This is a genomic window from Blautia sp. MSJ-36, assembly GCF_018917985.1.
Taxonomy (GTDB): domain Bacteria; phylum Bacillota; class Clostridia; order Lachnospirales; family Lachnospiraceae; genus Blautia_A.
In genome coordinates, this window is record NZ_JAHLPQ010000008.1 from 102,875 (window position 1) to 123,972 (window position 21,098).

Genomic DNA, 21,098 nt, shown 5'->3' on the forward strand with positions numbered 1-21,098 from the left:
TTTTCAGGGAGGTGTTCTTGTGCATAGTTATTTAAAGGCCGTTGGCTTTTCACAGGTTACCAGAAGAAGTGAAGTAAAAGAGATCATCCGTGATGTGATCGCAAACTACGATGAAAAAGTTTGCGTGGAAAATCATCCGGAAGGCGTATTTGTACAGTTTTCCAAGAATTACGGCTGCGACTGTGGAATCAGCGTTTGTGGTCAGTACGATGAAAACGGTGAGTTTCACGTGGAATATTATTTTCCGTTTTTCAGAGGAACAGGAATCACATCCAGGGAAAAAGTAACTGTTGAACGTCATACAGAGAAAGAATCTTATGCAGGTGCATGTGATGATCTTCGCATTGGTGTGACGATGATCTTTTATCTGCAGAACCCGGCAGAATATATGCAGGAAAAATGCAGAGGCCTGAAAGATCCCGGAAACAGACCTGTAACAGTTTCCGGTCTTGCTTCAGAAGGAAAGATCCTTTTTCCGGTGCAGAAAGATAAAGAGGCTGTAAAGGTGGAGCGAGAGCTTGCCAAAAACAGAACAAATCTTATCGAGGCTGCAAGAAATGGTGATGAAGAAGCAATGGAAAGCCTCACAATGGAAGACATGGATACGTATTCCATGATCTCCCAGAGGATTGTTACTGACGATATTTTAACCATTGTGGATTCCTATTTCATGCCATATGGAATTGAGTGTGACCAGTACAATGTACTTGGCGAGATTCTGGATATTATGAAATTTAAGAATATTCTGACTGGCGAAGAAATCTGCCAGATGACTATTGAGAGCAACGATATGCAGTTCGATGTCTGCATCAACAGCAAAGATCTTCTCGGTGAGCCTGCAGTTGGCCGCCGCTTCAAGGGAACGATCTGGCTGCAGGGACAGCTGCATTACTAAGTTTCCGGACCCGGAATTAATTCTTGTAATTTCAAAATAAATATAGTAAAATAATGGTTGTGAAACTTCTGGAAGCATCCGAAATGTTTCACAACCATATATGTCCTCGTAGCTCAGCTGGATAGAGCACTCGCCTCCTAAGAGAAAGCCGAGGCATTCCCCAAAGGGAAAAAATGAAAAACAACTTTCAGTTCGAATCTATTCTGAAAAATGCCAAAGGTGACAACAAAGCATTCCCCAATTTTGGGAGCGTTCTAATGTTACCAAATCGAAAAAATCTGTAGATTGACAACTTGAAAAAGAGTTGATAATCTTATATATGGCCGAAGGGAAAAATCCCAGAAACCCATTAAAATCAAGGGTTTGCGGCATGTGTCGTCATAGCTCAGCTGGATAGAGCACTCGCCTCCTAAGCGAGGGGTCGGAGGTTCAAATCCTCTTGGCGACGGGCTTCAAAGCGTTCGAAAATGTTAGCTGGATTAGCTGACAACGAACGCTTTTGTTATTTTCTAATCACGTTCGTGACATGAAATTCCATTCAAAATGATCAATTTCCAGCTAACATTTGGGTTCCGCTCTGTTGTCACCCCTTATTCGGGGATGTAAATCAGAGAAAAGGCGGGAAAAGAAACAATCTCTCCCAAACCTGCAAACATGAATTAGCTGAAACAGTATTCAATTCTATTAGCTACAGCTAATGGTCAAACAGCAATGTCTGTTTGGAACTTTACTATCTATAAAAGTTCCAGGCAGGCATTTTTTATTTCCTGAATCCTGGAGGAAAGGAGTCAAGATGACTGAACCAAACAGACAATCAGGAGAAAACGAAGAAAGAATCATAGAAATTGAGATTGAGCGTCTTCGACCGTTCAAGGAGCATCCGTTTCAGGTGAAAGACGATAAGGAAATGTTTCTTCTGCAGGAAAGCATTGAGAAGTATGGAATCTTAAATCCGCTGATCGTCAGACCGGTACCGGATGACTACTATGAGATCATATCCGGTCACAGAAGAAAACATGCTGCGGAGAAACTGGGATACCGTAAAGTACCGGTGATCATCCGAGTATTAAGTGAAGATGATTCCATCTTGAGCATGGTAGATTCCAATCTTCACAGAGAACGGATCAGCTACAGTGAAAAAGCATTTGCTTACAAACTGAAGAATGAAGTACTAAAAAGAAAAAGTGGTCGAAAAAAGAGCCAAGTTGACCACAAAACACCAAGAAAGCGGGCGATAGAGATCATCAGTGAGGATTGTGGTGATAGTCCAAAACAGGTGCAGCGTTACATCTCACTGACAAAACTTATACCGGAAATGCTGCAGAAACTGGATGATGAGATCATTTCTTTTTGTCCGGCTGTAGAGATAGCTGCATTGAGTGAAAAAGAACAAAGAGAACTTCTTGCAGCAATGGACTATGCACAGGCAATCCCGTCACTCTCGCAGGCCCAGAGGATCCGACAACTGAGTAAAGAAAAACAGTTGTCACTGGAAAAGATGGAAGAGATCATGAGTGAGGTTAAAAAGGGTGAGATCACTAGAGTGGCATTTACAAACGAGCAGTTACACAAGTATTTTCCGAATTCCTATATACCGGCAATGATGAAACGGGAAATACTGGCACTGCTGAAATTATGGAAAAAAGAATCATGGGAAAGTTAAAGGAGGAAGAAATCATGTGTAAAGTTATATCCATAGTAAACCAGAAAGGCGGAGTCGGAAAGACCACCACAACTGTAAATGTAGGCATTGGACTGGCAAGAGAAGGTAAGAAAGTGCTGCTGATTGACGCGGATCCACAGGGAAGTTTAACAGCAAGTCTTGGATATGAGGAACCGGATGATCTACGCATCACACTGGCAACGATCATGATGGATGTCATCAACGAAGAAGAGATCTCTCTGGAAGATGGAATCCTGCATCATCAGGAAAATGTAGATCTTCTTCCGGCCAATATTGAGCTTTCCGCCCTGGAAGTAACGATGGGAAATGTTATGAGCAGGGAAATGATCATGAAAGAATATATCGATGCGATAAGATCACGATACGATTATATCCTGATCGACTGTATGCCGAGCCTTGGCATGATGACGATCAATGCACTGGTCTCCTCCGATTCCGTTCTGATACCTGTGCAGGCCGCATATTTGCCTGTTAAAGGCCTTCAGCAGCTGATCAAGACCATTCTTACAGTAAAGAAAAGACTGAACCGGAAACTGGCGATTGAGGGCATTCTCCTGACTATGGTAGATTTCAGGACCAATTATGCAAGGGACATTGCAGCGAGAGTACATACAACCTACGGAAGCCAGATCGAAGTATTTGAAAATGTGATTCCGATGTCCGTAAAAGCTGCTGAGACCAGTGCAGAGGGAAAAAGCATCTACATGCACTGCCCGAAAGGAAAGGTTGCTGAAGCATATATGAACTTAACACAGGAGGTTTTGAAGAATGAAAAATAGAAGTGGAGAAAAGATCAGACTGGCAAGTATTGATGAACTGCTTGGTGTGGTAAATGAAGAATCTGCAATGGAGATAGAGATCAGTAAGATCCATCCATTTAAAAATCATCCGTTCAAGGTGCTGGATGATGAGAAGATGCAGGATCTGGTTGAAAGTGTAAAGATCAATGGAGTGCTGACACCGGTACTGCTTCGTGTGGATGAAAATGAAGAATATGAAATGGTATCCGGTCACAGAAGAATGCATGCAGCACAGCTGGCAGGATTTACGACTATTCCGGCAATCGTAAGAGAATTATCGGATGATGATGCCATTGTGGCCATGGTGGACGCTAACATTCAGCGTGAGGAATTGTTGCCGAGTGAGAAAGCATTTGCTTACAAGATGAAACTTGAGGCAATGAAGAGACAGGGAGTTAGAACAGATTTAACTTGTGTACAAAATGAACACAAGTTAGGTAAAAAGTCACGAGAATTATTGGGTGAGCAAGTTGGAATAAGCAGTGTGCAGGTGACTCGTTATATCCGCCTGACAGAATTGATACCGGAATTGCTTGATTTGGTAGACAACAAGAAGCTCCAGTTTACAGTTTCCATCGAAGATATCATGGAATTACTGAATTGTGGCAGAAATAAAGCCATCAAATCCATGAGAGAACTGGATGACGAAACCGGAATTGGTCTGATCGAGAAACGCAGACAGGGATTTGGAAAGGTAAACGTCATTTACGTGAAAACCTTTATGCCTGAGAAAACAGATGAGAAAAAATTTGGAGAGGAATTAAAGAAGTTTAAAAAACAAACTTCTGTAGAAAATGAGGAACCTACAGAAGTTTACATTTCAAACCCTAATAATACTAATCTTAGTGATACTGAAATGAATGATAATAAATCTAATCATATCATATCTGTGGATGAGAAAAGATTTGATAGCGATAATCGCTCTGAGGATTATCAGGCTTACGAAAACCTTGTCAAAGAGACCATTGATTATGAATCACTGGAAGTAACCCATCATGACGATATGCGACAGGTAGATGAAATCGTGAACCTGATCGTAGAAACTGTGATGTGTAAAAATGACAAGATCTTGATTGCCAGCAACTGGTATCCGGCATCACTGGTAAAGAAAAAATTTCTGATGCTGACCTATTCACATATCGAGTATGTCTTACACTGTATGCGTGGTAACACCACAAAAGTGAAGAACATCAAGAAATATTTATTAGCAGCCCTGTTTAATGCACCGTCTACAATGAACGGGTATTATCAGGCAGAGGTGAACCATGATATGCCAGGACTGGTAAGATAGGAGGTGCACATGTTTATTTTAAAACTTGCTGGGAAGATATTATTACTGCCGGTATGGCTGATCCTTTTTGTGATCGGCTTGGCAGTGAAGATGACAGTACAGACTTATGCGGTTGTCAGAGGGATCCTTGGGTTTATATTCACTTTGTTGATTATAGCGACTGCATACTGTTACCATGACTGGGTACAGGTTGCATTTCTGTTTTCGCTGAGTGTAATTCTGTATCTGATCCTGTTTGCAGGAGTGTTCGTAGATACTGTACTGGACATGACAAGAGAACGTATTATTGATTTTATTATATCGTGAGGAGGATATGAAAATGAGCGAAAACAATGATTATATTCAGTTACCACCACTTAAAAAAGACACACCGTCCGATGTGGTAGCATTTATGTGGGAGTATATGAAAGTACCGGAGAATTCAAGAGAAAAAGTTAAGAATCTGCTTAAAGATGCAAATGAAAATGGCGTAAAATTAAGTCATCAGGCACCAAAACTTTATGATATTCTTCAAAAAGAAGAAATTGCTGAATTCGAAGAGCTTATGCGCAAAACCATAGCTGACATTGTATCAGAAGCCAGTAGCGTTGCCTGTTGGGTGTATGTGCAGAAATACGTGAAACAGAAAACTCTTGACGAAATGCTGCAAGAATTGCCAGGAGCAGGCCAGTTCATCATTGTTATGGATACCTGGTTCGAAAGACTGATGGCGGAATAATAGAAGCTATGATAGAATAAAGAAAACGATTTGAAGTGCAAATCGGGATTTTTAGGAGTAAAGACATGACTACTATTGTGCAGTTGCGCCCCCTTGAACACAGTGATAGAGAGCAATTTGTTTTAGACAATCAGGAAGCCTTCAATTACGGTGCCCTGGAAGAATTTGGCCTTAGAGATAATCATTTTGAGGAAGATGGACAGATTATATCACGAGAAACGATTGAGCAGTCCATTGACGATGGTGAAGCTTACCGCATCGTACTCGATGGCAAAAAAGTAGGCGGTATTGTGATTAAAGTCGAGGGTGAAAAAGGCGACCTAGATCTTCTTTTCATTGCGCCATCAGTTCATAGCAAAGGCATCGGGTATGCTGCATGGTGCGAAGTTGAGAAGTTATATCCAGAAGTGAAAGTCTGGGAAACCGTAACGCCCTATTTCGAGCAGCGGAACATCCATTTTTATGTGAACAGATGTGGTTTTCACATCGTAGAGTTCTTTAACAAATATCACCAAGCCCCCAATAATCCGGAAATGAATGCTGAAAAGCAGGACGAGCAGTTTCCGGACGGAATGTTTCGGTTTGAAAAGATTATTAGGTAAATTCAAGTTTGCCGAAATATCTTTCTAACTTTCCCTATTTTACAGGCTTTCCAGCCCATTCATTAGTGAAATGATATGTATTTTCCCTTATTTTTGCCCTTATGAGATAATCGTAAGGGAAATAAGGGAAAGTTTTATTTAGTCGTTGCCTGCCACTTTATCAAGTAACTTTGCGGATTCCCGCTTGGCTTTTCTTGTGGAATGGGCGTAGACATTCATTGTGGTACTGACATCTGAGTGTCCTAACAGTTCCTGTACATCTTTCGGAGCTGCTCCATTTGCCAGAAGGTTGCTTGTGTAGGTGTGTCGCAACTGGTGAAAATGAAATCCTTCAAATCCATCCAGTTTCTGACTAATCTTCCTGCAAACAATTCCTAACGTGCTTGGCAGTTCCAAACTTCCATCCGGTCTTAAGCAGACAAAGGATATTTCCTTATAATCTTCTGGAACATTCTCTGTTCCGTCCAGATGATAGAACTCATAGTAAACTCTGTTTTTGTCTTTTACTTCTCTGTAGTAGTTTTTGTGGTAAAGTTCTCCGTACTGCATTCGGTTTTTAAGCTGTTCCTTTCGGGCATTGCGAAGAATCTCTGCCAGTGTATCTCCAAAATCAACAATCCTTACCTTTTTTCGTTTGGTTGGTCCGATGATATTCTTGTGCCTTGAACCATCATATCGGATACTGCGTCTGATCGTAAGGCACTGTTCTTCAAGATTTACATCCTGCCATGCCAGACCACAGGCTTCACCGATACGAAGTCCTGCATAATAAGCTATCTGGATTGGAAGTATTGCCGGTGGATTGTAATCCTGTAGAAATTCAATCAGTCTTTCATAATCCTCTCGTGGAATTGGCTGTATATCGCCATCCATGTCATCATCAGAAAACAGGTCAACCTCATCCGTCTGGTATTTCAGCTTAATATACTGCATCGGATTGAAAGTGATATATTGCTTTGGTGATACTGCAAACCGGAATGACTGCTGTAATACTGCCGAGAAAGAACGAATGTAATCTTTGCTGTAACCTTTTCTTTCTGAACCATCTGGATAAGTGCCACCAAAGGAAAGCAGATCGAAGAAGGCTTGTAAATGCTCAGATGTTACATTTTTCAACTTTCTCTCTGAAATTGGATGCTTCTTGATGTTGGTAATAGCACCAAGGTAATTCTGGACTGTCCCATTACTGAGAGTACCGGTCTTTAATTCTTCCTCTGCCCATATATCAAGTAATTCTCCAACTGTAATATTTTCCGACTTTGCAATGAATTTCTTGCTTTCGTAATCGTCCATTGCCTGACGGAGCAGTTTTTCCGTTTCACTTTTGCTTTCTGTTCCAGCGTATTCTTTCTGAACCAGATTGCCGCTTGCATCTTCTACATAGAAGCGGTAGTACCATTTCTTTCCTTTTTTTCTTACAGATCCTTTTGCCATAATCGTGTGTCTCCTTTCGATATCAGACAATCGGAACTGATGAAATGCTTCTTGCGTGTAGGCATCTTATGGACAAGTCCATAAGCCAATTCGCCGCTCGTCAAATCTGTAAACAGCCTGACTTGCTCGTGCTCATTGTATCATAACTCCGGTTGTCGTTCTATACCGAATCGGAATCCTCATACAAAACTTCTGATAAAAGATTTTCAAGCCTTTGTTCTGCTATTTCCGGTTTCTTGGAATAGAGCCTTACAATATCTGCCATATCATTAAAGGCATTAACGGTATGGGTGATCTCCCGGAGAAACATAATCTCGTTATATTCATCATTCGATTCAAATCCCATTGCCTTTGCAATATCCGATTCATTCGTGTTGCCCTTGTAATTCTTGCAGGCAAACTGGAATGATTCCAGAAACAGGTTATATTGCTTTAACATCAACAGCAGTAAATCTTTGGAAAAAGCATCTTCCTTTTTACTAAGGTCGAGAGGTAACTGTTTGAGAATATCGCCCATTGCATCACGAATCTGTAATTCTTTCTTATCCGTAATATCGGTTTCGTATTCATCGGTTTCCCCCTTGAGCCATTCAATAGATACATGAAGTGCTTCCGAAAGACCTTCCAGCACCATCTTTTTGGTATTGTCAATCGAACCATTCTCATAACGCAGGATTGTGGAAGCGGTAACTCCCATCTTCTCTGCAACATAAGGCTGTGTCAGATTTAATTCCAGACGACGCTGTTTTGCCCTGCTACCTATCAGCTTGCGTAGTTCTTTATCTTTCATGCTGATTGCCTCCTTTTTCGGTATGTATGAATTATAGCATGTACCTCACATAATTGCAATATGCAATTTAATGATTATTTTTAAAATTTCATAACGCTTGACAACGCAATATAAAACCGCTATACTAACAGCACAACAAAAATTGCATAATGCAATTTAACGGGAGGTGACAAGATGACGGAAAGAAAGATTGCATTATCCATCGAGGAAGCAGCCGACTATACAGGAATTGGCAGAAACACTTTGAGAAAGCTGGTTGAATGGAAGAAGCTTCCGGTATTAAAAGTCGGAAGAAAAGTCCTTATTAAAACTGACATTCTGGAAAAGTTCATGGAAGCCAACGAGGGGCGAGATCTGAGGGATAAAGGAAATGTAAAAGCTGTCACAAGAAATGTGGCAACTTAAAAAGGCGGCTTCCTACGAAACCGCCAAAGGTTCTATCAGACCGAAGCCATGATATACCTACACGCAAGAGGATTATACCATGTGCTTCTCCTGATATGCAACCGGGAACTGTTGTTTATCGGAAAAAGAAAGGATGAAGACGATATGGCGAAATCAACAAAGACTTATGAAGAAAGAATACGTGCATTAGAGAAAAAGGAACAGGAAAGCATTGAAGCTACAAAAAAGCTCATAGCACAGCGGAAGGAACTGGAAAAGAGAAAGAAAGCGGAAGAAAGTAAAAAACGAACCCACAGGCTCTGTCAGATTGGAGGAGCGGTGGAATCGGTTCTTGGCTGTCCGATTGAGGAGGAAGATTTACCAAAGTTGATAGGCTTCTTAAAAAGGCAGGAAACAAACGGGAAGTTTTTCTCAAAAGCGATGCAGAAAGAATTAGTTACAGACATGGAGGATGTGTAATGGCGGAGGGAGTGGGTTTTCCATTCCCTTCATTGCCTTTGAATGAAGGGCGCACTTATGGACAACCAGAGGTCGTCCTTATAAGTTTGCCACAAGTGGCAACCGGTCTGCGCTTACGCTTGCCGGGCTCGTTCCGTCGGCGGGGCTTTCAGCCAGACCTGCTCATGCCGCAGGGGGCACTCTTGCGCAGAGGGCGTTCCGACAGCTTCACTTCTGCCAAACCAGAAGAAGATGCTGTCGGAAATCAATGCCGGATACGGCAGAAAGGGGGAATCGTATCATGGCGATATTTCACTTTACAGTAAAGATTGTCGGGCGCAGTAAAGAAAAATCTGTCATATCCGCATCGGCATATCTTAATGGAGATGTGATGAAGAATGAGGAAACAGGCAGAATCAGTTACTATACTTCCAAAAAGGAAGTCGTCTACACCAGTCTGATGATGTGCGAAAATGCACCTCCTGAATGGCTGCATGTACCGGAAGAAAATATAAAAAGGTTTCAACAGTCTATCCGTTATAAAAGAGCGGATGATAAAGATGCCGCACTGGAAAAGTTTAAAATCACATTTCAGAAACAGCGTCTATGGAATGAGGTATTGAAGATAGAAAAAAATGCAGATGCACAGCTTGGACGCTCATTTGAATTTTCCCTGCCGAAAGAATGGAGCAGACAGGAACAGATTGATTATACAACCGAATATATTCAAAAGACTTTCGTGGATAAGGGAATGTGTGTCGACTGGAGCATACACGATAAGGGCGATGGAAACCCACATGTGCATTTACTTGTAACCATGCGACCATTCAATCTGGATCATTCATGGGGCAGCAAAGAAGTCAAGGACTGGGATTTTGTCAGAGATACTGACGGAAATATCGTGGTTGATGAATCCCACCCGGACTGGTGGCAGGATAAGAAAAATCCTGACCGGCATGGAATCCGCATTCCGGTACTTGATGAAAACGGAGTACAGAAAGTCGGGGCAAGAAACCGAAAACAATGGAAACGGGTTCTGACCGATGCTACCGGCTGGAATAATCCAAAGAATTGTGAGTTATGGCGAAGCGAATGGGCTGGGATGTGTAACCGGCATTTATCCATAGACAATCAGATTGACCACCGCTCTTATGAAAGACAGGGCAAATTAAAAATCCCTACGATTCATGAGGGTGCGGATGCAAGAAAGATTGAGGAAAAATATCTCACCGGACAGATATGGAATGGTTCATGGAAGGTAGAGGAAAACCAGATGATTAAAAAACAAAATGCACTACTGCAAAAGGTAATCACAACCTTTGGTAAGGTATCCGGTGCATTGTCAATATGGAAGGAGTGGTTGAATGACATTAGAAGAAAGCAAAGAAGTAATTCCCATGATGGAAGCAATGATTACACAGATAGAGGAACAGCAGAATATCATGGCAGAGATGCTTCAGGAAATACAGGAAAAGGACGAGAAGCTGATGTGCTTTCAGGAGAAGGAAGAACGATTGCAGCAATTAGAGAGCGAATTATCAGAACTGCTTCAAATCTTGCCGGATACAGAAGAACTGTTGATACTTCTGGAAGAAAAGACAGACCAGATACAGAAGCTTACAGACGAAAATCAGCAATGGCAGGAATTGGCACAGAAATTAAACAGCGAGAACCGGCTATTGCAGAAACAGAACAGCGAATTACTGAACTTGAACAGCAATTAGAGAAAGGAAGGTCGATTGATGAACGAATTAAGAAACTCAAAGAGCGACGATCAACTGGAAGAGTTGCTTCTGCTGACAGAGCAGATGCAGGAAGAACTCGACCAGAAAGACAGGACTATCCGGGAACTGAAAATGCAGCTCGACGAATCGCTGACCTTGAACGAGAGGTTAAACAGCGAGAACAGAGCAGGGAACATTCAAGCCTTAAAGAACGACTTGAGGAAAACAAAAGAATTGTTGCAGAGAGAGAAAGAGAAAACGCACGCTGCCGAAATCATGACAGAGGAATGTCAAGATAAGCTAAGGCAGGCAGAACAGGAACGGGACTATGCACTCTCTCATCAGAAAAAAGTAGAGATACCGGTTGAAAAGCCAGTACTCTATCAAAAGTGTGGGAACTGTAACCTGACAGCTTATCTGAAAGCCAAGGAAAAGTATGATACGCAGAGAGAAAAACTGGCAGGCAGATATAAAACAAAAACAGCCATGTATGAAGCATTGATGTTTCTGCTGATATGGTATTCCGTATCAACTACTCTTTTTCAGATGATACGGTCAAAAATATTTATTTCTGATTGCGTGGTATTCTTTGATACAATCGCCACTTTTATACAGACCATTGCAGGGTGGATTATACTGACAGGAAAGAACATGGCACAGATTAGTAATGGAATATCCAATCCTGTCGTTGCCGGAATTGTATATTGGCTGATAAGAATACTGATCTGCGGTGGATGTTTGGTGGGTGCTGGAATACTTGTAGCATTTATAGAGATAAAGATTGCAGAGTTATATAAGAAGTGCTGTTGGGATATGATTACCATAATGGTAATACTTATAAGCATGGCAACAGCTATCTACTTTGGGAAGTGGATAAAGATAACATTGCCAATCAATCTGCTATTTCTCTTATTATTCGTGCAACTGGTATATGTTGGAATCAGGTGGTATGTAAAGGGATGGCGAGAAACAAGGGGATATCATTAAAACAAAAATACCGATATTTTATTGGTACTATATGTCTTTACTTTCGTGCTAATATATATTATCATATTAGCACGAAAGGAGAAAGTATATGACTCAGTTTGAAAAATTAGATTTGTTGTTGCGTGAATGTGGAGGGACAATTCAGACATTTCAAGTTCTAAATAATGGAATTAGTAAGTCTGTGTTTTATGCATATGTGAAGGAACGAGGATTAGAACAAGCTGCTCATGGTGTGTATGTATCGCCGGATACGTGGACAGATGCAATGTACCTTTTGCATTTACGTTGTGGTCAAGCTGTATTTTCTCATGAAACTGCATTGTTTTTTCATGATTTAACGGACAGAGAGCCTTTGAAATACACCATAACAGTAAGAACTGGATATAATCCAAGTCGTTTGCAGGAAGACGGTTTTCAAGTGTACACAGTAAAAAAGGATTTACATGAAATAGGAATCATAGCTATGCAGACATCATTCGGACATTCCGTTCCCGTTTATGACATGGAGAGAACAATTTGTGATCTGCTTCGTAGCAGAAAAAATGTTGAAATGCAGGTCTTTCAAGACGCATTGAAACAATATGCAAAACGTAAGGATAAAAACTTACGGATGCTTATGAAATACGCAGCTATGTTTCATGTTGAAAACATACTTAGACCATATTTGGAGGTGTTACTTTAGATGATAACAACGGCAAGACAATTAAAGGATTTAATTCGTAATATGTCAAAGAAAAAATCCGCAGATGCACAGATTTTGATGCGGAATTATATGATGGAACGTTTTTTAGAACGAATTTCTTTATCAGAGTATAAAAACCAGTTTATATTAAAAGGTGGAATGCTTGTGGCGGCAATGGTTGGTCTGGATGCCAGAGCTACTATGGATCTGGATGCTACCATAAAAGGCACTAATGTTAGTGTGGAGGATGTAGAAATGATTATATCCCAAATTATATCAATTCCACTGGACGATGGTGTTTCATTTCGGGTCAAACGGATATCGGAAATCATGGAAGAAGCAGATTATCCTGGTGTTCGTGTAAGCATGGAAACGAAATTTGATGGTGTAATCACACCATTAAAGATTGATATTTCTACAGGGGATGTAATTACACCAAGAGAAATCAAGTACAAATTTAATCTTATGCTTGAAGACCGCACTATTGAGGTATGGGCATATAATCTGGAAACGGTATTGGCTGAAAAATTGGAAACTGTTGTTAGTCGAAACGTTACAAATACACGAATGAGAGATTTTTATGATATTTATATTTTACAAAAGTTGTATGGAGAACAACTCCAAAAACAAGTTTTATGGACTGCACTTGTGGCTACAGCCAAAAAAAGGGGAACATTAGACCTGATAGAAGCTGAGGATATAAGAGAAATATTTGATGAAATTGAATCAAGTCCGGTTATGGAGACCTTATGGAAAACATATCAAAAAAATTATTCTTATGCTGCTGATATTTCATGGCATGCAATTGTGAAGTCAATCTGTGCATTATATGGAAGTATATTGGAGAATATGTATGACACATAAAAAACTGATATGTAAATTACGTTAGCATTTTGAGTTGCCTAAATTCGAAAGTTAGGAAAATCTTAATAATTTCTCAGGCAATCCATTGTGAATTTAGATGTTGTATTTGCTATACTTAATTGGAAATATGAGCAAAGGAGTTGAAAATATGTCTGAAAAGATATTGATTATAGATGACGAGCAAGATATAGCGGATCTGTTGGAGGTCTACTTGAAAAACGAAAATTACGTCGTTTATAAATTTTACTGCGCAACGGATGCCATGTCGTGTATTGAAAGCGGCGACATTGATCTTGCCATTCTGGATATTATGCTCCCGGATATGAACGGCTTTTCACTTTGCCAGCTTATCCGAAAGAAATACACTTATCCAATCATAATGCTAACGGCTAAAATTGAGGAAACGGATAAAATAACGGGGCTGACATTTGCTGGGGTTAGATAGCGATACTTTTTACATCTACCATGTTACGGCGGTCATGGTTGACAACTTGCGTCGGCTCCTGCTCGGTATCAACCTGTCCGACAAAGCTGTAATGGATTTCGATTTTCCGGGTGTTGGTTTCCCGGTCTAATTCATGTATCAAAATACGGTCGATAAACTCATGGACGTTTTCATAGGTCAATTCCTGTATGTCGCTGTATTTCCCGACAATCTGAATAAACCTTGATATATCCCTTTTTCGCTCGGTAACGGTTGCGATCTGCTGTTGTAACTCGTCTATCCTTGCGGCAAGGGATTTCTTTTCGTCCTCGTAGCCGGAAGTTAGAAACACAAACCGTTCATCTGTCAGTCTGCCTAATGCGTTGTCCTCGTACAGCTTGCGGAAAAGCGTGTCAAGTTCGGTCATACGCGCCTGTGCTTTGGAAAGTTCCTTTTGCTGCTGCGCTAATGCCTTTCTCGCTTCCATGTCGCCGTACTCGGTAGCTTTACAGATAAAGTCCTGTTCGTGTTCCTTAACATACTGCAAAACCCGCCGCATATCTTCCAGCACTAAATCAAGAAGTACGTTTTTGCGGATATAATGAGAGGTACACTCGCTGCCTGTCCTTGCCCTGTTGCGCCATGCGCCGCAAGAATAGGAAAACCTGCGCGGCTCGATATTTACGCCCTGTTGGTAATACATCTTATGTCCGCAACCAGCGCAAAACAGCAAGCCGGAAAAAATATCAATCTCCGCTGCTTTTGTCGGGCGGTGGCGGGTAGCAATCCGCTTTTGCGCAAGTTCAAAGGTTTCCTCGTCAACAAGCGGCTCATGGGTGTTTGGGAAGAAATAGCGTTGTTCTTCTTCGTTCTTCCGGGTCTTTTTCGACTTGTAGGATACCTTGTGAGTTTTCGCGGTTATGGTATGCCCTAAATATTCCTGCCTTGCTAATATGTCATAGAGCGTTTTGTCCGGCCAAGTATAGGGGGCGATCATTGCCCGCTGATACCGCGCCTGTCCTGTGCGCTGATAGCGCAACGCTCCAATCGTCAAGACTTTGTTTTCCGCAAGCCATTTTTGGATTTCGCACATACGCACGCCGCTAACAAACATAGCGAAAACCTGTTTGACAATCGGCGCGGTTTCCGGGTCGGGTATAAGGTGGTGGCGGTTGTTCGGGTCTGGGATATAGCCGTATGGATATTCCCCGTTGACACGCTCGCCTTTTTGCGCCTGTGCCTGTTTAACTGCACGGATTTTCTTGCTTGTATCGCGGGCGTAAAACTCGTTAAACCAGTTCCGCAAGGGGGTAAACTCGTTATCCTCCCGCGCTGTGTCAACTCCGTCGTTAATCGCGATATAGCGCACTCCGTTTTCGGGAAATACAATCTCTATGAGTTCGCCCGTTTTCAGATAGTTTCTGCCAAGACGGGAGAGGTCTTTGGTAATAACCGTCGCCACTCGTCCGGCTTCCACTTCCTGCAACATCGCTTGCAGCCCCTCGCGCTCAAAACTCACGCCGGAAAATCCGTCGTCCACAAAAAACTTTGTGTTCAAAAAATGGTGTTCGTCCGCATAGCGTTGAAGTATCATTTTTTGGTGCTGTATGCTTCCGCTTTCTCCGGCCTGCATATCCTCTTGACTTAAACGGCAGTAAAGGGCGGTGATTTTATTCGACTGTAACATTAGTCCTCCTTTCCGACAGCCGAATAAACAGGTATAATGTGTTGCTATCATTATACCATATCCCGCCGCCTAATGCACTACTCGGACGCTAAAAAGCCCGGATTTCCGGGCTTTTTCTGCAAATCCTTTACAATGAGTTTTTCAATCTTTTTATGGATTGTATCGGTTGCCTTTTCACTCGGCAACGCTTGAACAAGATAGGTGATTTTCCCTATTTTGCGTTCGGTTGTAATTGTCTGTTTTTTATCCATTAGAAAAACCTCCTTTTCCTGTATGGATAAACTATATTCGTCAAAAGGCAAAACGGGCGGTTGTTAGCTGCAACCTCACGGGAGTTTCACCCCGGCCCATGCTTATGGGTGCGCCGCGCAATACTTTGAGGGTGTTCAACGCGGGAGTATCGTTGTGCCGCCTTGTATGTCGTCGCCCACAAGCTGCTAAACTTGTTTTACGGCGCGGTAGTTCTCGCTCGACTTTTCCCCAACGGGGAAAAGCGGTCATGGCGTACCCGCCGCCCGGCTCGGTACAGACGGAATGTACCCGTTGCCTGTTATGCTGCGCACCAAAGGCCGCTTTCTTTGTCAAGGAACAATAGGCTTTGTCGGCCTGTAACAGTACACCGTTTCCGATGTGCTGTTACGGAACGACAAATAGCCCATAACGGGAAGCGTGGAAAGGGGACACGCTCCCCGCATGGGCTAAAAGATTATCCTACATGAAAAGCAAGGGTGCGGGTAATAAGGCGCACTTGCAGCCTGTTACGCATTTCCTCGTCCACATAGGAATAGGTATTGCCCGCGTCGTCTTTCAGCGTGCGGGTACAAAGTTTCGCTATGTAACCCTCGTAATGCTTCAAGATCGCGCACATGGCGGTTGTGTCGCCGTTTGCCGCTGCGGAAATGACAGGGAACGGCAACAGATTTTCAGATTTCCTAACGGTATTCATCATCTGCTTTTCCCTCCAAATACTGTTTGATTTTCGCAAGCGCGGATTTCCTGTGCCGGAAAACCGTCGTGCGTACAACATTCAGCAGTTCAGCAATTTCCGCGTCGCTCATGTCCAAGAAGTAGGACAAAAGGATAATGTCGCGTTTCCTTTCGGGCAAAGCGTTAAGGGCTTCGGCAAGCAGTTCATTTTTGACGAGTACATCAAAGCCGGACACTTGAAAACGGAAATAATCGCTTTTGTATTCGTCCGTTGTGAAAAGCTGCGCGAGTTCGCTTTCGCTCAAATCCGAAAAAGGTACTTCGCGTGCTGCGCGTTTCGCAAGAGTGCGGCGGTGGCTTTTCGCTTCGCCAACCAAAGTTTTCTTTGCTAATGCGTCGTACTGATGTTGTATTCTTTCCTTGTCGGAAGAAGATAGCTCCATAGAGTTCACCTCCTTCCCGCGTGGAGTAGAGGACGGGAGTTAAGGGCTTGTCCTCTCTGCCCCTTTCGCTCCGTACCCGTTCGGGAGATGGCTCTTGAGTGCGTTTTTCAGAAAAAAGTTGAAAAAAGCAAAATGCGCCCGTCCGCAAGACGCGGACGAGCGCAAAGGAAATGTAAGAAGTATTTAGATGTATTGACAGTTCATACTCATAGCCGGAATATCCCGCTTGCGGAGCATAGCTTTTTTTGACCGCAAAGCATTAGGCGGGTTACAGTAAATAAAAATGGACACGGCGATACCTCCCCGATACCGCCGTATCCTTAAAAAAGGGCGACTTTAATACACTACCCGCAATCCATTCTATAATAGGGAACAGCGGCTTTTGCGCAATATTAAATAAAAAAGCCGATAACACATAGGTTTTTTGACCTAATGCGTTATCGGCTCTGCGTCTATGCGTCTGGCACTTTTAATCATTTTTTTTTGAATTTATTATATGTGTTAGCTAACTGTCCACAAGCCGCGTTAATCTCTCTGCCATGAGAAACTCTCATAGTAACTTCAAGTCCTGCTTGCTCTAATTGATGTTTGAATGCAACTATTTCCCGTTTCTGTGGTGCTTTAATTCTTGAATTGCTTGTTGGGTTGTATTGTAACACGTTAATCATAACTTTTTTGCCCCGAAACCATTTTGCAAGTTGTCTTACATCTGAGGGCCGGTCATTTATACCCGGTAAAAGCAAATACGCAAAGACAATTTTGCGATTATGCCTTTCAGAATAGGATAAGGCTTGCTTAACAACATCTTCAATAGCATATATGCGCATGTGAGGAATAATACGATTTCTTGCAGATTGTGTTGCTGCGTGTAAAGATATTGTCAACTGAATTTTAAGATGTTCCTCGCGCAATTTTTTTAATTGATCGACCGGACCAACTGTTGATATGGTAATGCCGTCGGTTGGAAAGTTGAGCCCATATCTATCTCGGAGAATATGGATTGCTTTTATCAAGTTGTCATAATTGAATAAAGGCTCTCCCATACCCATAAAAACGATACGGTTTACTTTTCGACGCAACAATATAATCTGTTGTACGATTTCTGACGATGTTAGATTACGAACAAAGCCATTTCGCCCGGACTCACAAAAAATACAACCAACAGGACAACCGACTTGTGTGCTCACGCAAACAGTTCCACCATCTCGCCGCTTGATAAAAACCGTTTCAATGTATTTGTTGTCTTTCAGTTCGTAAACATACTTTTCAGTATCACTGCTTTTGCAAATATTTTTTACCAACATTGATAGATTTTTTTTGCGTGGTAATTGCTTATATAATTCTTCATATAAGGCTTTTGCTTCATTCTCGCCAATAACTTCCGACATTTCTTTGTAAGTAAATCCGTATGGATCATTCCGTACTTCCGCAGGCGTATATTTAGGTAAACGTTTCATTTTTATATCCTTTCTTCTAAATAATAAAAGTTTGTTTTTCTGTATTTTTGATTACAATCTCTAATTTTTCTACATCAATGATATGCGTCAATTTGCATTTAGGGCAGAAAAGAGGAAAATCTTTTAATACAGTATTATGAAATACTTGAACTCTCGTCTTTCCGTTACAAATCGGACATTTTATCCAATATTTTTTAAGCATTATATTTCACTCGTCCTTTTTACACAAAAAAATGCAGGTCAATCCTCAACATGAGCATTGACCTGCATTTATAATGCACAGAGCAGTACAACAAAACTAAGGCATAGCTTGCACTATGTCTATACTATATCTATACGTCGTTAGTTTTTTGTATAGCATCCGCAAAATAAGCATGACAAAAAAGCCCATGTTGAAAATGGGAAAATCCTTTTTTTCAATGCTTATCTAATACGCATGCTATGCAACATAAACGCCACCTCCTTTTACATAAATTTTATTTTATCAGAAAATCAGTCTACTGTCAATACACAACAGGAAGTATTTAACCTAATGATATGAATTGTGTGGACATATCCAAAAAGAAAGGTGAACTGTAAAATGTAACAGGGTGAATGAAAATGGCAAAAAGACCCGTACCATTGTACGACTTTAAGGCTTTCGGGGCAGCTATAAAAGCCGCGAGAAATGAATACGGCGAGAGCCGCAAAAAGGTAAGCGACGAGTTATATATTTCCCCGCGCTACCTTGCGAATATCGAGAACAAGGGACAACAGCCGAGTTTACAGGTATTCTATGACCTTGTAACCCGGTATCATATTTCGGTAGATCAATTTTTCTTCCCGAACAGCAATGCGGAGAAATCCACCGGGCGGCGGCAGCTTGACGCGCTGCTGGACGGTATGAGCGATAAAGGCATACGGATTGTAACCGCAACAGCAAGGGAGATAACGGAAGTCGAAAAAGCAGAGGATTAACCTCACAATATGAGAAATCGGGAGATTGCAGCGCATGGCGGCTGCAATCTTTTTTTGCGTCCAAAATCAAAGGAACGCGCAACAAATACCGCCTTTCGGTGGGGGTATGGAGTAGATAGCAAGCACAGCAAACGAGTACCCGTTTGCGGAAAATGCTTGTTGGGATAATCCCAAACCCTTATACCGAAAGGCGGTGCGGAAATGGAAAACCGAAAGAGAAATATACAGATGAAGTTTTACGTTACGGAAGAAGAAAAGCGGCTGATCGACGAGAAGATGAAGCAGCTTCCCATAAAGCAGTATGGGGCATACTTCCGTAAAATGGCGATAGACGGGTATATTCTTGTCGTTGACCGAAGCGACACAAAAGCATATATCCGGGAACTGCAAGCGGTGAGCCGGAACATCAACCAAATTGCAAAACGCGCCAATGCGACGGGGACGGTTTACAGGCAGGATATAGAGGACATTAAAAAGGCGGTGGACGAGATATGGCGGTTACAAAGACGCACCCTATTAAATCAACCTTAAAGGCTGCGATAGACTATATCTTAAATCCCGAAAAGACAGACGGGAAGCTGCTTGCGTCCTCTTTCGGCTGCGGGCTGGAAACCGCCGATATTGAGTTTGCATGGACGCGGGAAGCTGCCGGAGATCGCGGCACACATTTAGGGCGGCACTTGATACAATCCTTTGGCAGCTATCAAGTACAAACAAGATTTATATAAAACATCCGCTGGTGAAGTGACCCCGGATAGGATCAAATCGGCTTTGGAAACTTATCAAAGCTGCGTTCGAGAATATGGGCCAGTCGAGGAAGAGGGCTTTCCTCTGGCTGTATTTATTGAAAAAATCGTCCCGTTCCGTCACTTGCTGATGGGTCTGTCCGAAGCGTTTGCTGATCCAGTAACAGGCATTGGTGCTGATTTAATGGATATTGACCCGAATGACATTGACGGAGCCTATTATGAAAAGTGCGCAGAACATTTACAGGATGTCATGCGGAATGAGCAAAGAGAAAACGAAACCGCACAGCAGAAAGCTCTTGAAAAATATTCAGAACTTGATACGCCATTTTATCTTCATTCTGGAATTTCAAAAGATGCATTTGATTATATTGAGTTTTATATTTTGTTCCTTGCTATTTTGTGTGTGGCAATCGCAGCATCTACTTTCGCCGGAGAATATCAAACGGGCGGTGACAGCATCCTGCGAACCACCAAATACGGGCATAAACAATTAGCAATTACCAAAATTCTGGCGGTATTTACACTTTTCGTTGTTACTTTCCTTGTCGGGATCACGATACACATTCTGATTTTAGATGCAGCGTTCGGGACGGATTGCTTAAAAACATCGTTTCAGATGCGATACTCTATCATTAATCTGCCAAACATCAATCTGGGGCAGTTGCAGATAATTCTCGCAGCAGCGGGCTTACTTTCTGTATTAGCAACGGTTAGCTGTACGTTGTTCCTGTCTGCAAAATGTAAAGACACATTGACAGTTTTGCTGATCTCTATTGTAGTTCTTCTCATGCCGCTTTTTGCTTATGTAGCGATGGGAGCAACATGGCTCTCTACCATACTTCCATCTGCCGGAATTGGTATGCAGAACAATTTCCTTTCTCAGCTTGCAGATTTCAATTATCTGAATATCGGTGGAATGAGTTTCTGGACACCGCATGTTATTTTGATTTCGGCAGGAATTGAATTATTTGTGTTTACATTCTTGGCGATTCATTCCTATTGCAGACATCAGGTAGCATAAAAGAAGTTCAAAATAGAACGAATAGGTTATCTGCAGCGCGACGGCAAAAGAAAAAAAGCCGTCGCAGAGCAGACACATTTTCACGCGCCTATGAAACGGCGGCTTTGATTTTCAGAGCC

The 21,098-nt window shown here is 42.0% G+C and carries 24 protein-coding genes, 1 tRNA gene and 4 pseudogenes; 21 read left to right on the forward strand and 8 right to left on the reverse strand.

Annotated elements, in window-relative coordinates; all coding sequences use genetic code 11:
• The first annotated feature begins 19 nt into the window (after positions 1-19).
• The 9 genes and pseudogenes from KQI39_RS08120 to KQI39_RS08160 all read left to right on the forward strand — a co-directional run bounded on the left by KQI39_RS08120 (position 20) and on the right by KQI39_RS08160 (position 5,990).
• Positions 20-895 (forward strand): DUF3881 family protein, encoded by an 876-nt coding sequence (locus KQI39_RS08120; RefSeq protein ID WP_021976387.1) that lies wholly within the window; start codon positions 20-22, stop codon positions 893-895.
• A 374-nt stretch (positions 896-1,269) separates the two neighbouring features.
• A tRNA-Arg gene (locus KQI39_RS08125) sits at positions 1,270-1,343 on the forward strand.
• A gap of 249 nt (positions 1,344-1,592) precedes the next feature.
• Positions 1,593-2,558 (forward strand): ParB/RepB/Spo0J family partition protein, encoded by a 966-nt coding sequence (locus KQI39_RS08130; RefSeq protein ID WP_216417720.1) that lies wholly within the window; start codon positions 1,593-1,595, stop codon positions 2,556-2,558.
• A gap of 14 nt (positions 2,559-2,572) precedes the next feature.
• On the forward strand, positions 2,573-3,358 hold the full coding sequence (locus tag KQI39_RS08135; protein ID WP_216417722.1) for a ParA family protein: 786 nt from the start codon (positions 2,573-2,575) through the stop codon (positions 3,356-3,358).
• Positions 3,348-3,959: pseudogene (locus tag KQI39_RS17875) on the forward strand (ParB/RepB/Spo0J family partition protein); the annotation flags it as partial. The gene KQI39_RS08135 and the pseudogene KQI39_RS17875, both read left to right, overlap by 11 nt.
• Positions 3,948-4,670, forward strand: a pseudogene (locus tag KQI39_RS17880) (DUF6017 domain-containing protein); the annotation flags it as partial. The pseudogenes KQI39_RS17875 and KQI39_RS17880, both read left to right, overlap by 12 nt.
• A 9-nt stretch (positions 4,671-4,679) precedes the next feature.
• Entirely contained in the window at positions 4,680-4,976 is a 297-nt protein-coding gene (locus tag KQI39_RS08150) for a hypothetical protein (RefSeq protein WP_005334864.1), read from the forward strand.
• Between the two features lie 7 nt (positions 4,977-4,983).
• Complete coding sequence (locus KQI39_RS08155) at positions 4,984-5,388, forward strand: hypothetical protein (protein WP_216417724.1); 405 nt, start codon at positions 4,984-4,986, stop codon at positions 5,386-5,388.
• Between the two features lie 65 nt (positions 5,389-5,453).
• On the forward strand, positions 5,454-5,990 hold the full coding sequence (locus KQI39_RS08160; RefSeq protein ID WP_216417726.1) for a GNAT family N-acetyltransferase: 537 nt from the start codon (positions 5,454-5,456) through the stop codon (positions 5,988-5,990).
• A gap of 138 nt (positions 5,991-6,128) precedes the next feature.
• Here the strand turns inward: KQI39_RS08160 and KQI39_RS08165 are convergent, their stop codons facing one another.
• Complete coding sequence (locus tag KQI39_RS08165; protein WP_118109763.1) at positions 6,129-7,424, reverse strand: tyrosine-type recombinase/integrase; 1,296 nt, start codon at positions 7,422-7,424, stop codon at positions 6,129-6,131.
• A gap of 160 nt (positions 7,425-7,584) precedes the next feature.
• The gene (locus KQI39_RS08170) at positions 7,585-8,214 is read right to left on the reverse strand and encodes a helix-turn-helix domain-containing protein (protein WP_118109760.1); all 630 of its coding nucleotides are present in this window, start codon (positions 8,212-8,214) and stop codon (positions 7,585-7,587) included.
• A gap of 174 nt (positions 8,215-8,388) precedes the next feature.
• Here KQI39_RS08170 and KQI39_RS08175 point away from each other — a divergent pair, with 174 nt between their 5' ends.
• From KQI39_RS08175 to KQI39_RS08210, 8 genes and pseudogenes are all read left to right on the forward strand, one after another.
• On the forward strand, positions 8,389-8,619 hold the full coding sequence (locus KQI39_RS08175) for a helix-turn-helix domain-containing protein (RefSeq protein WP_003505382.1): 231 nt from the start codon (positions 8,389-8,391) through the stop codon (positions 8,617-8,619).
• A gap of 144 nt (positions 8,620-8,763) precedes the next feature.
• On the forward strand, positions 8,764-9,078 hold the full coding sequence (locus KQI39_RS08180) for a DUF3847 domain-containing protein (RefSeq protein WP_216417762.1): 315 nt from the start codon (positions 8,764-8,766) through the stop codon (positions 9,076-9,078).
• On the forward strand, positions 9,078-9,383 hold the full coding sequence (locus KQI39_RS08185) for a hypothetical protein (protein WP_055156138.1): 306 nt from the start codon (positions 9,078-9,080) through the stop codon (positions 9,381-9,383). Before KQI39_RS08180 ends, KQI39_RS08185 begins: the two co-directional genes overlap by 1 nt.
• Positions 9,359-11,080: a MobA/MobL family protein gene (locus tag KQI39_RS08190; protein ID WP_173685576.1), complete on the forward strand. Its 1,722-nt coding sequence runs from the start codon at positions 9,359-9,361 to the stop codon at positions 11,078-11,080. Before KQI39_RS08185 ends, KQI39_RS08190 begins: the two co-directional genes overlap by 25 nt.
• Complete coding sequence (locus tag KQI39_RS08195) at positions 11,058-11,768, forward strand: DUF6040 family protein (RefSeq protein WP_138344492.1); 711 nt, start codon at positions 11,058-11,060, stop codon at positions 11,766-11,768. Before KQI39_RS08190 ends, KQI39_RS08195 begins: the two co-directional genes overlap by 23 nt.
• Before the next feature lie 88 nt (positions 11,769-11,856).
• Positions 11,857-12,450 (forward strand): type IV toxin-antitoxin system AbiEi family antitoxin domain-containing protein, encoded by a 594-nt coding sequence (locus KQI39_RS08200; protein ID WP_003505367.1) that lies wholly within the window; start codon positions 11,857-11,859, stop codon positions 12,448-12,450.
• The gene (locus KQI39_RS08205; RefSeq protein WP_003505363.1) at positions 12,451-13,314 is read left to right on the forward strand and encodes a nucleotidyl transferase AbiEii/AbiGii toxin family protein; all 864 of its coding nucleotides are present in this window, start codon (positions 12,451-12,453) and stop codon (positions 13,312-13,314) included.
• Positions 13,315-13,462: 148 nt separating this feature from the next.
• Positions 13,463-13,741, forward strand: a pseudogene (locus KQI39_RS08210) (response regulator); the annotation flags it as partial.
• A gap of 10 nt (positions 13,742-13,751) precedes the next feature.
• On the opposite strand, the gene KQI39_RS08215 reads toward KQI39_RS08210, so the two are convergent.
• The 6 genes from KQI39_RS08215 to KQI39_RS08240 all read right to left on the reverse strand — a co-directional run bounded on the left by KQI39_RS08215 (position 13,752) and on the right by KQI39_RS08240 (position 18,454).
• On the reverse strand, positions 13,752-15,425 hold the full coding sequence (locus KQI39_RS08215) for a recombinase family protein (protein WP_069989194.1): 1,674 nt from the start codon (positions 15,423-15,425) through the stop codon (positions 13,752-13,754).
• Positions 15,426-15,502: 77 nt separating this feature from the next.
• Complete coding sequence (locus KQI39_RS08220) at positions 15,503-15,676, reverse strand: transposon-encoded TnpW family protein (RefSeq protein ID WP_002604472.1); 174 nt, start codon at positions 15,674-15,676, stop codon at positions 15,503-15,505.
• A 455-nt stretch (positions 15,677-16,131) separates the two neighbouring features.
• The gene (locus KQI39_RS08225; protein ID WP_002604473.1) at positions 16,132-16,374 is read right to left on the reverse strand and encodes a helix-turn-helix domain-containing protein; all 243 of its coding nucleotides are present in this window, start codon (positions 16,372-16,374) and stop codon (positions 16,132-16,134) included.
• Positions 16,358-16,795, reverse strand: a complete 438-nt coding sequence (locus KQI39_RS08230; RefSeq protein ID WP_003502131.1) for a sigma-70 family RNA polymerase sigma factor — start codon at positions 16,793-16,795, stop codon at positions 16,358-16,360. The genes KQI39_RS08225 and KQI39_RS08230 overlap by 17 nt, the downstream gene beginning before the upstream one ends.
• 473 nt (positions 16,796-17,268) lie before the next feature.
• Positions 17,269-18,252, reverse strand: a complete 984-nt coding sequence (gene rlmN, locus KQI39_RS08235) for a 23S rRNA (adenine(2503)-C(2))-methyltransferase RlmN (protein ID WP_002584956.1) — start codon at positions 18,250-18,252, stop codon at positions 17,269-17,271.
• 16 nt (positions 18,253-18,268) lie between these two features.
• Entirely contained in the window at positions 18,269-18,454 is a 186-nt protein-coding gene (locus KQI39_RS08240) for a cysteine-rich KTR domain-containing protein (protein WP_003431289.1), read from the reverse strand.
• Positions 18,455-18,852: 398 nt separating this feature from the next.
• Here KQI39_RS08240 and KQI39_RS08245 point away from each other — a divergent pair, with 398 nt between their 5' ends.
• The 4 genes and pseudogenes from KQI39_RS08245 (at position 18,853) to KQI39_RS08260 (ending at position 20,979) form a co-directional block, all read left to right on the forward strand.
• Positions 18,853-19,209 (forward strand): helix-turn-helix transcriptional regulator, encoded by a 357-nt coding sequence (locus tag KQI39_RS08245; protein WP_002584957.1) that lies wholly within the window; start codon positions 18,853-18,855, stop codon positions 19,207-19,209.
• A gap of 201 nt (positions 19,210-19,410) precedes the next feature.
• Positions 19,411-19,740: a plasmid mobilization protein gene (locus KQI39_RS08250; protein ID WP_002584958.1), complete on the forward strand. Its 330-nt coding sequence runs from the start codon at positions 19,411-19,413 to the stop codon at positions 19,738-19,740.
• A pseudogene (locus KQI39_RS08255) lies at positions 19,701-19,904 on the forward strand (relaxase/mobilization nuclease domain-containing protein); the annotation flags it as partial. The gene KQI39_RS08250 and the pseudogene KQI39_RS08255, both read left to right, overlap by 40 nt.
• Positions 19,903-20,979, forward strand: coding sequence for an ABC transporter permease (locus KQI39_RS08260; protein ID WP_253293116.1), 1,077 nt, complete (start codon positions 19,903-19,905; stop codon positions 20,977-20,979). The pseudogene KQI39_RS08255 and the gene KQI39_RS08260, both read left to right, overlap by 2 nt.
• Positions 20,980-21,098: the final 119 nt, after the last annotated feature.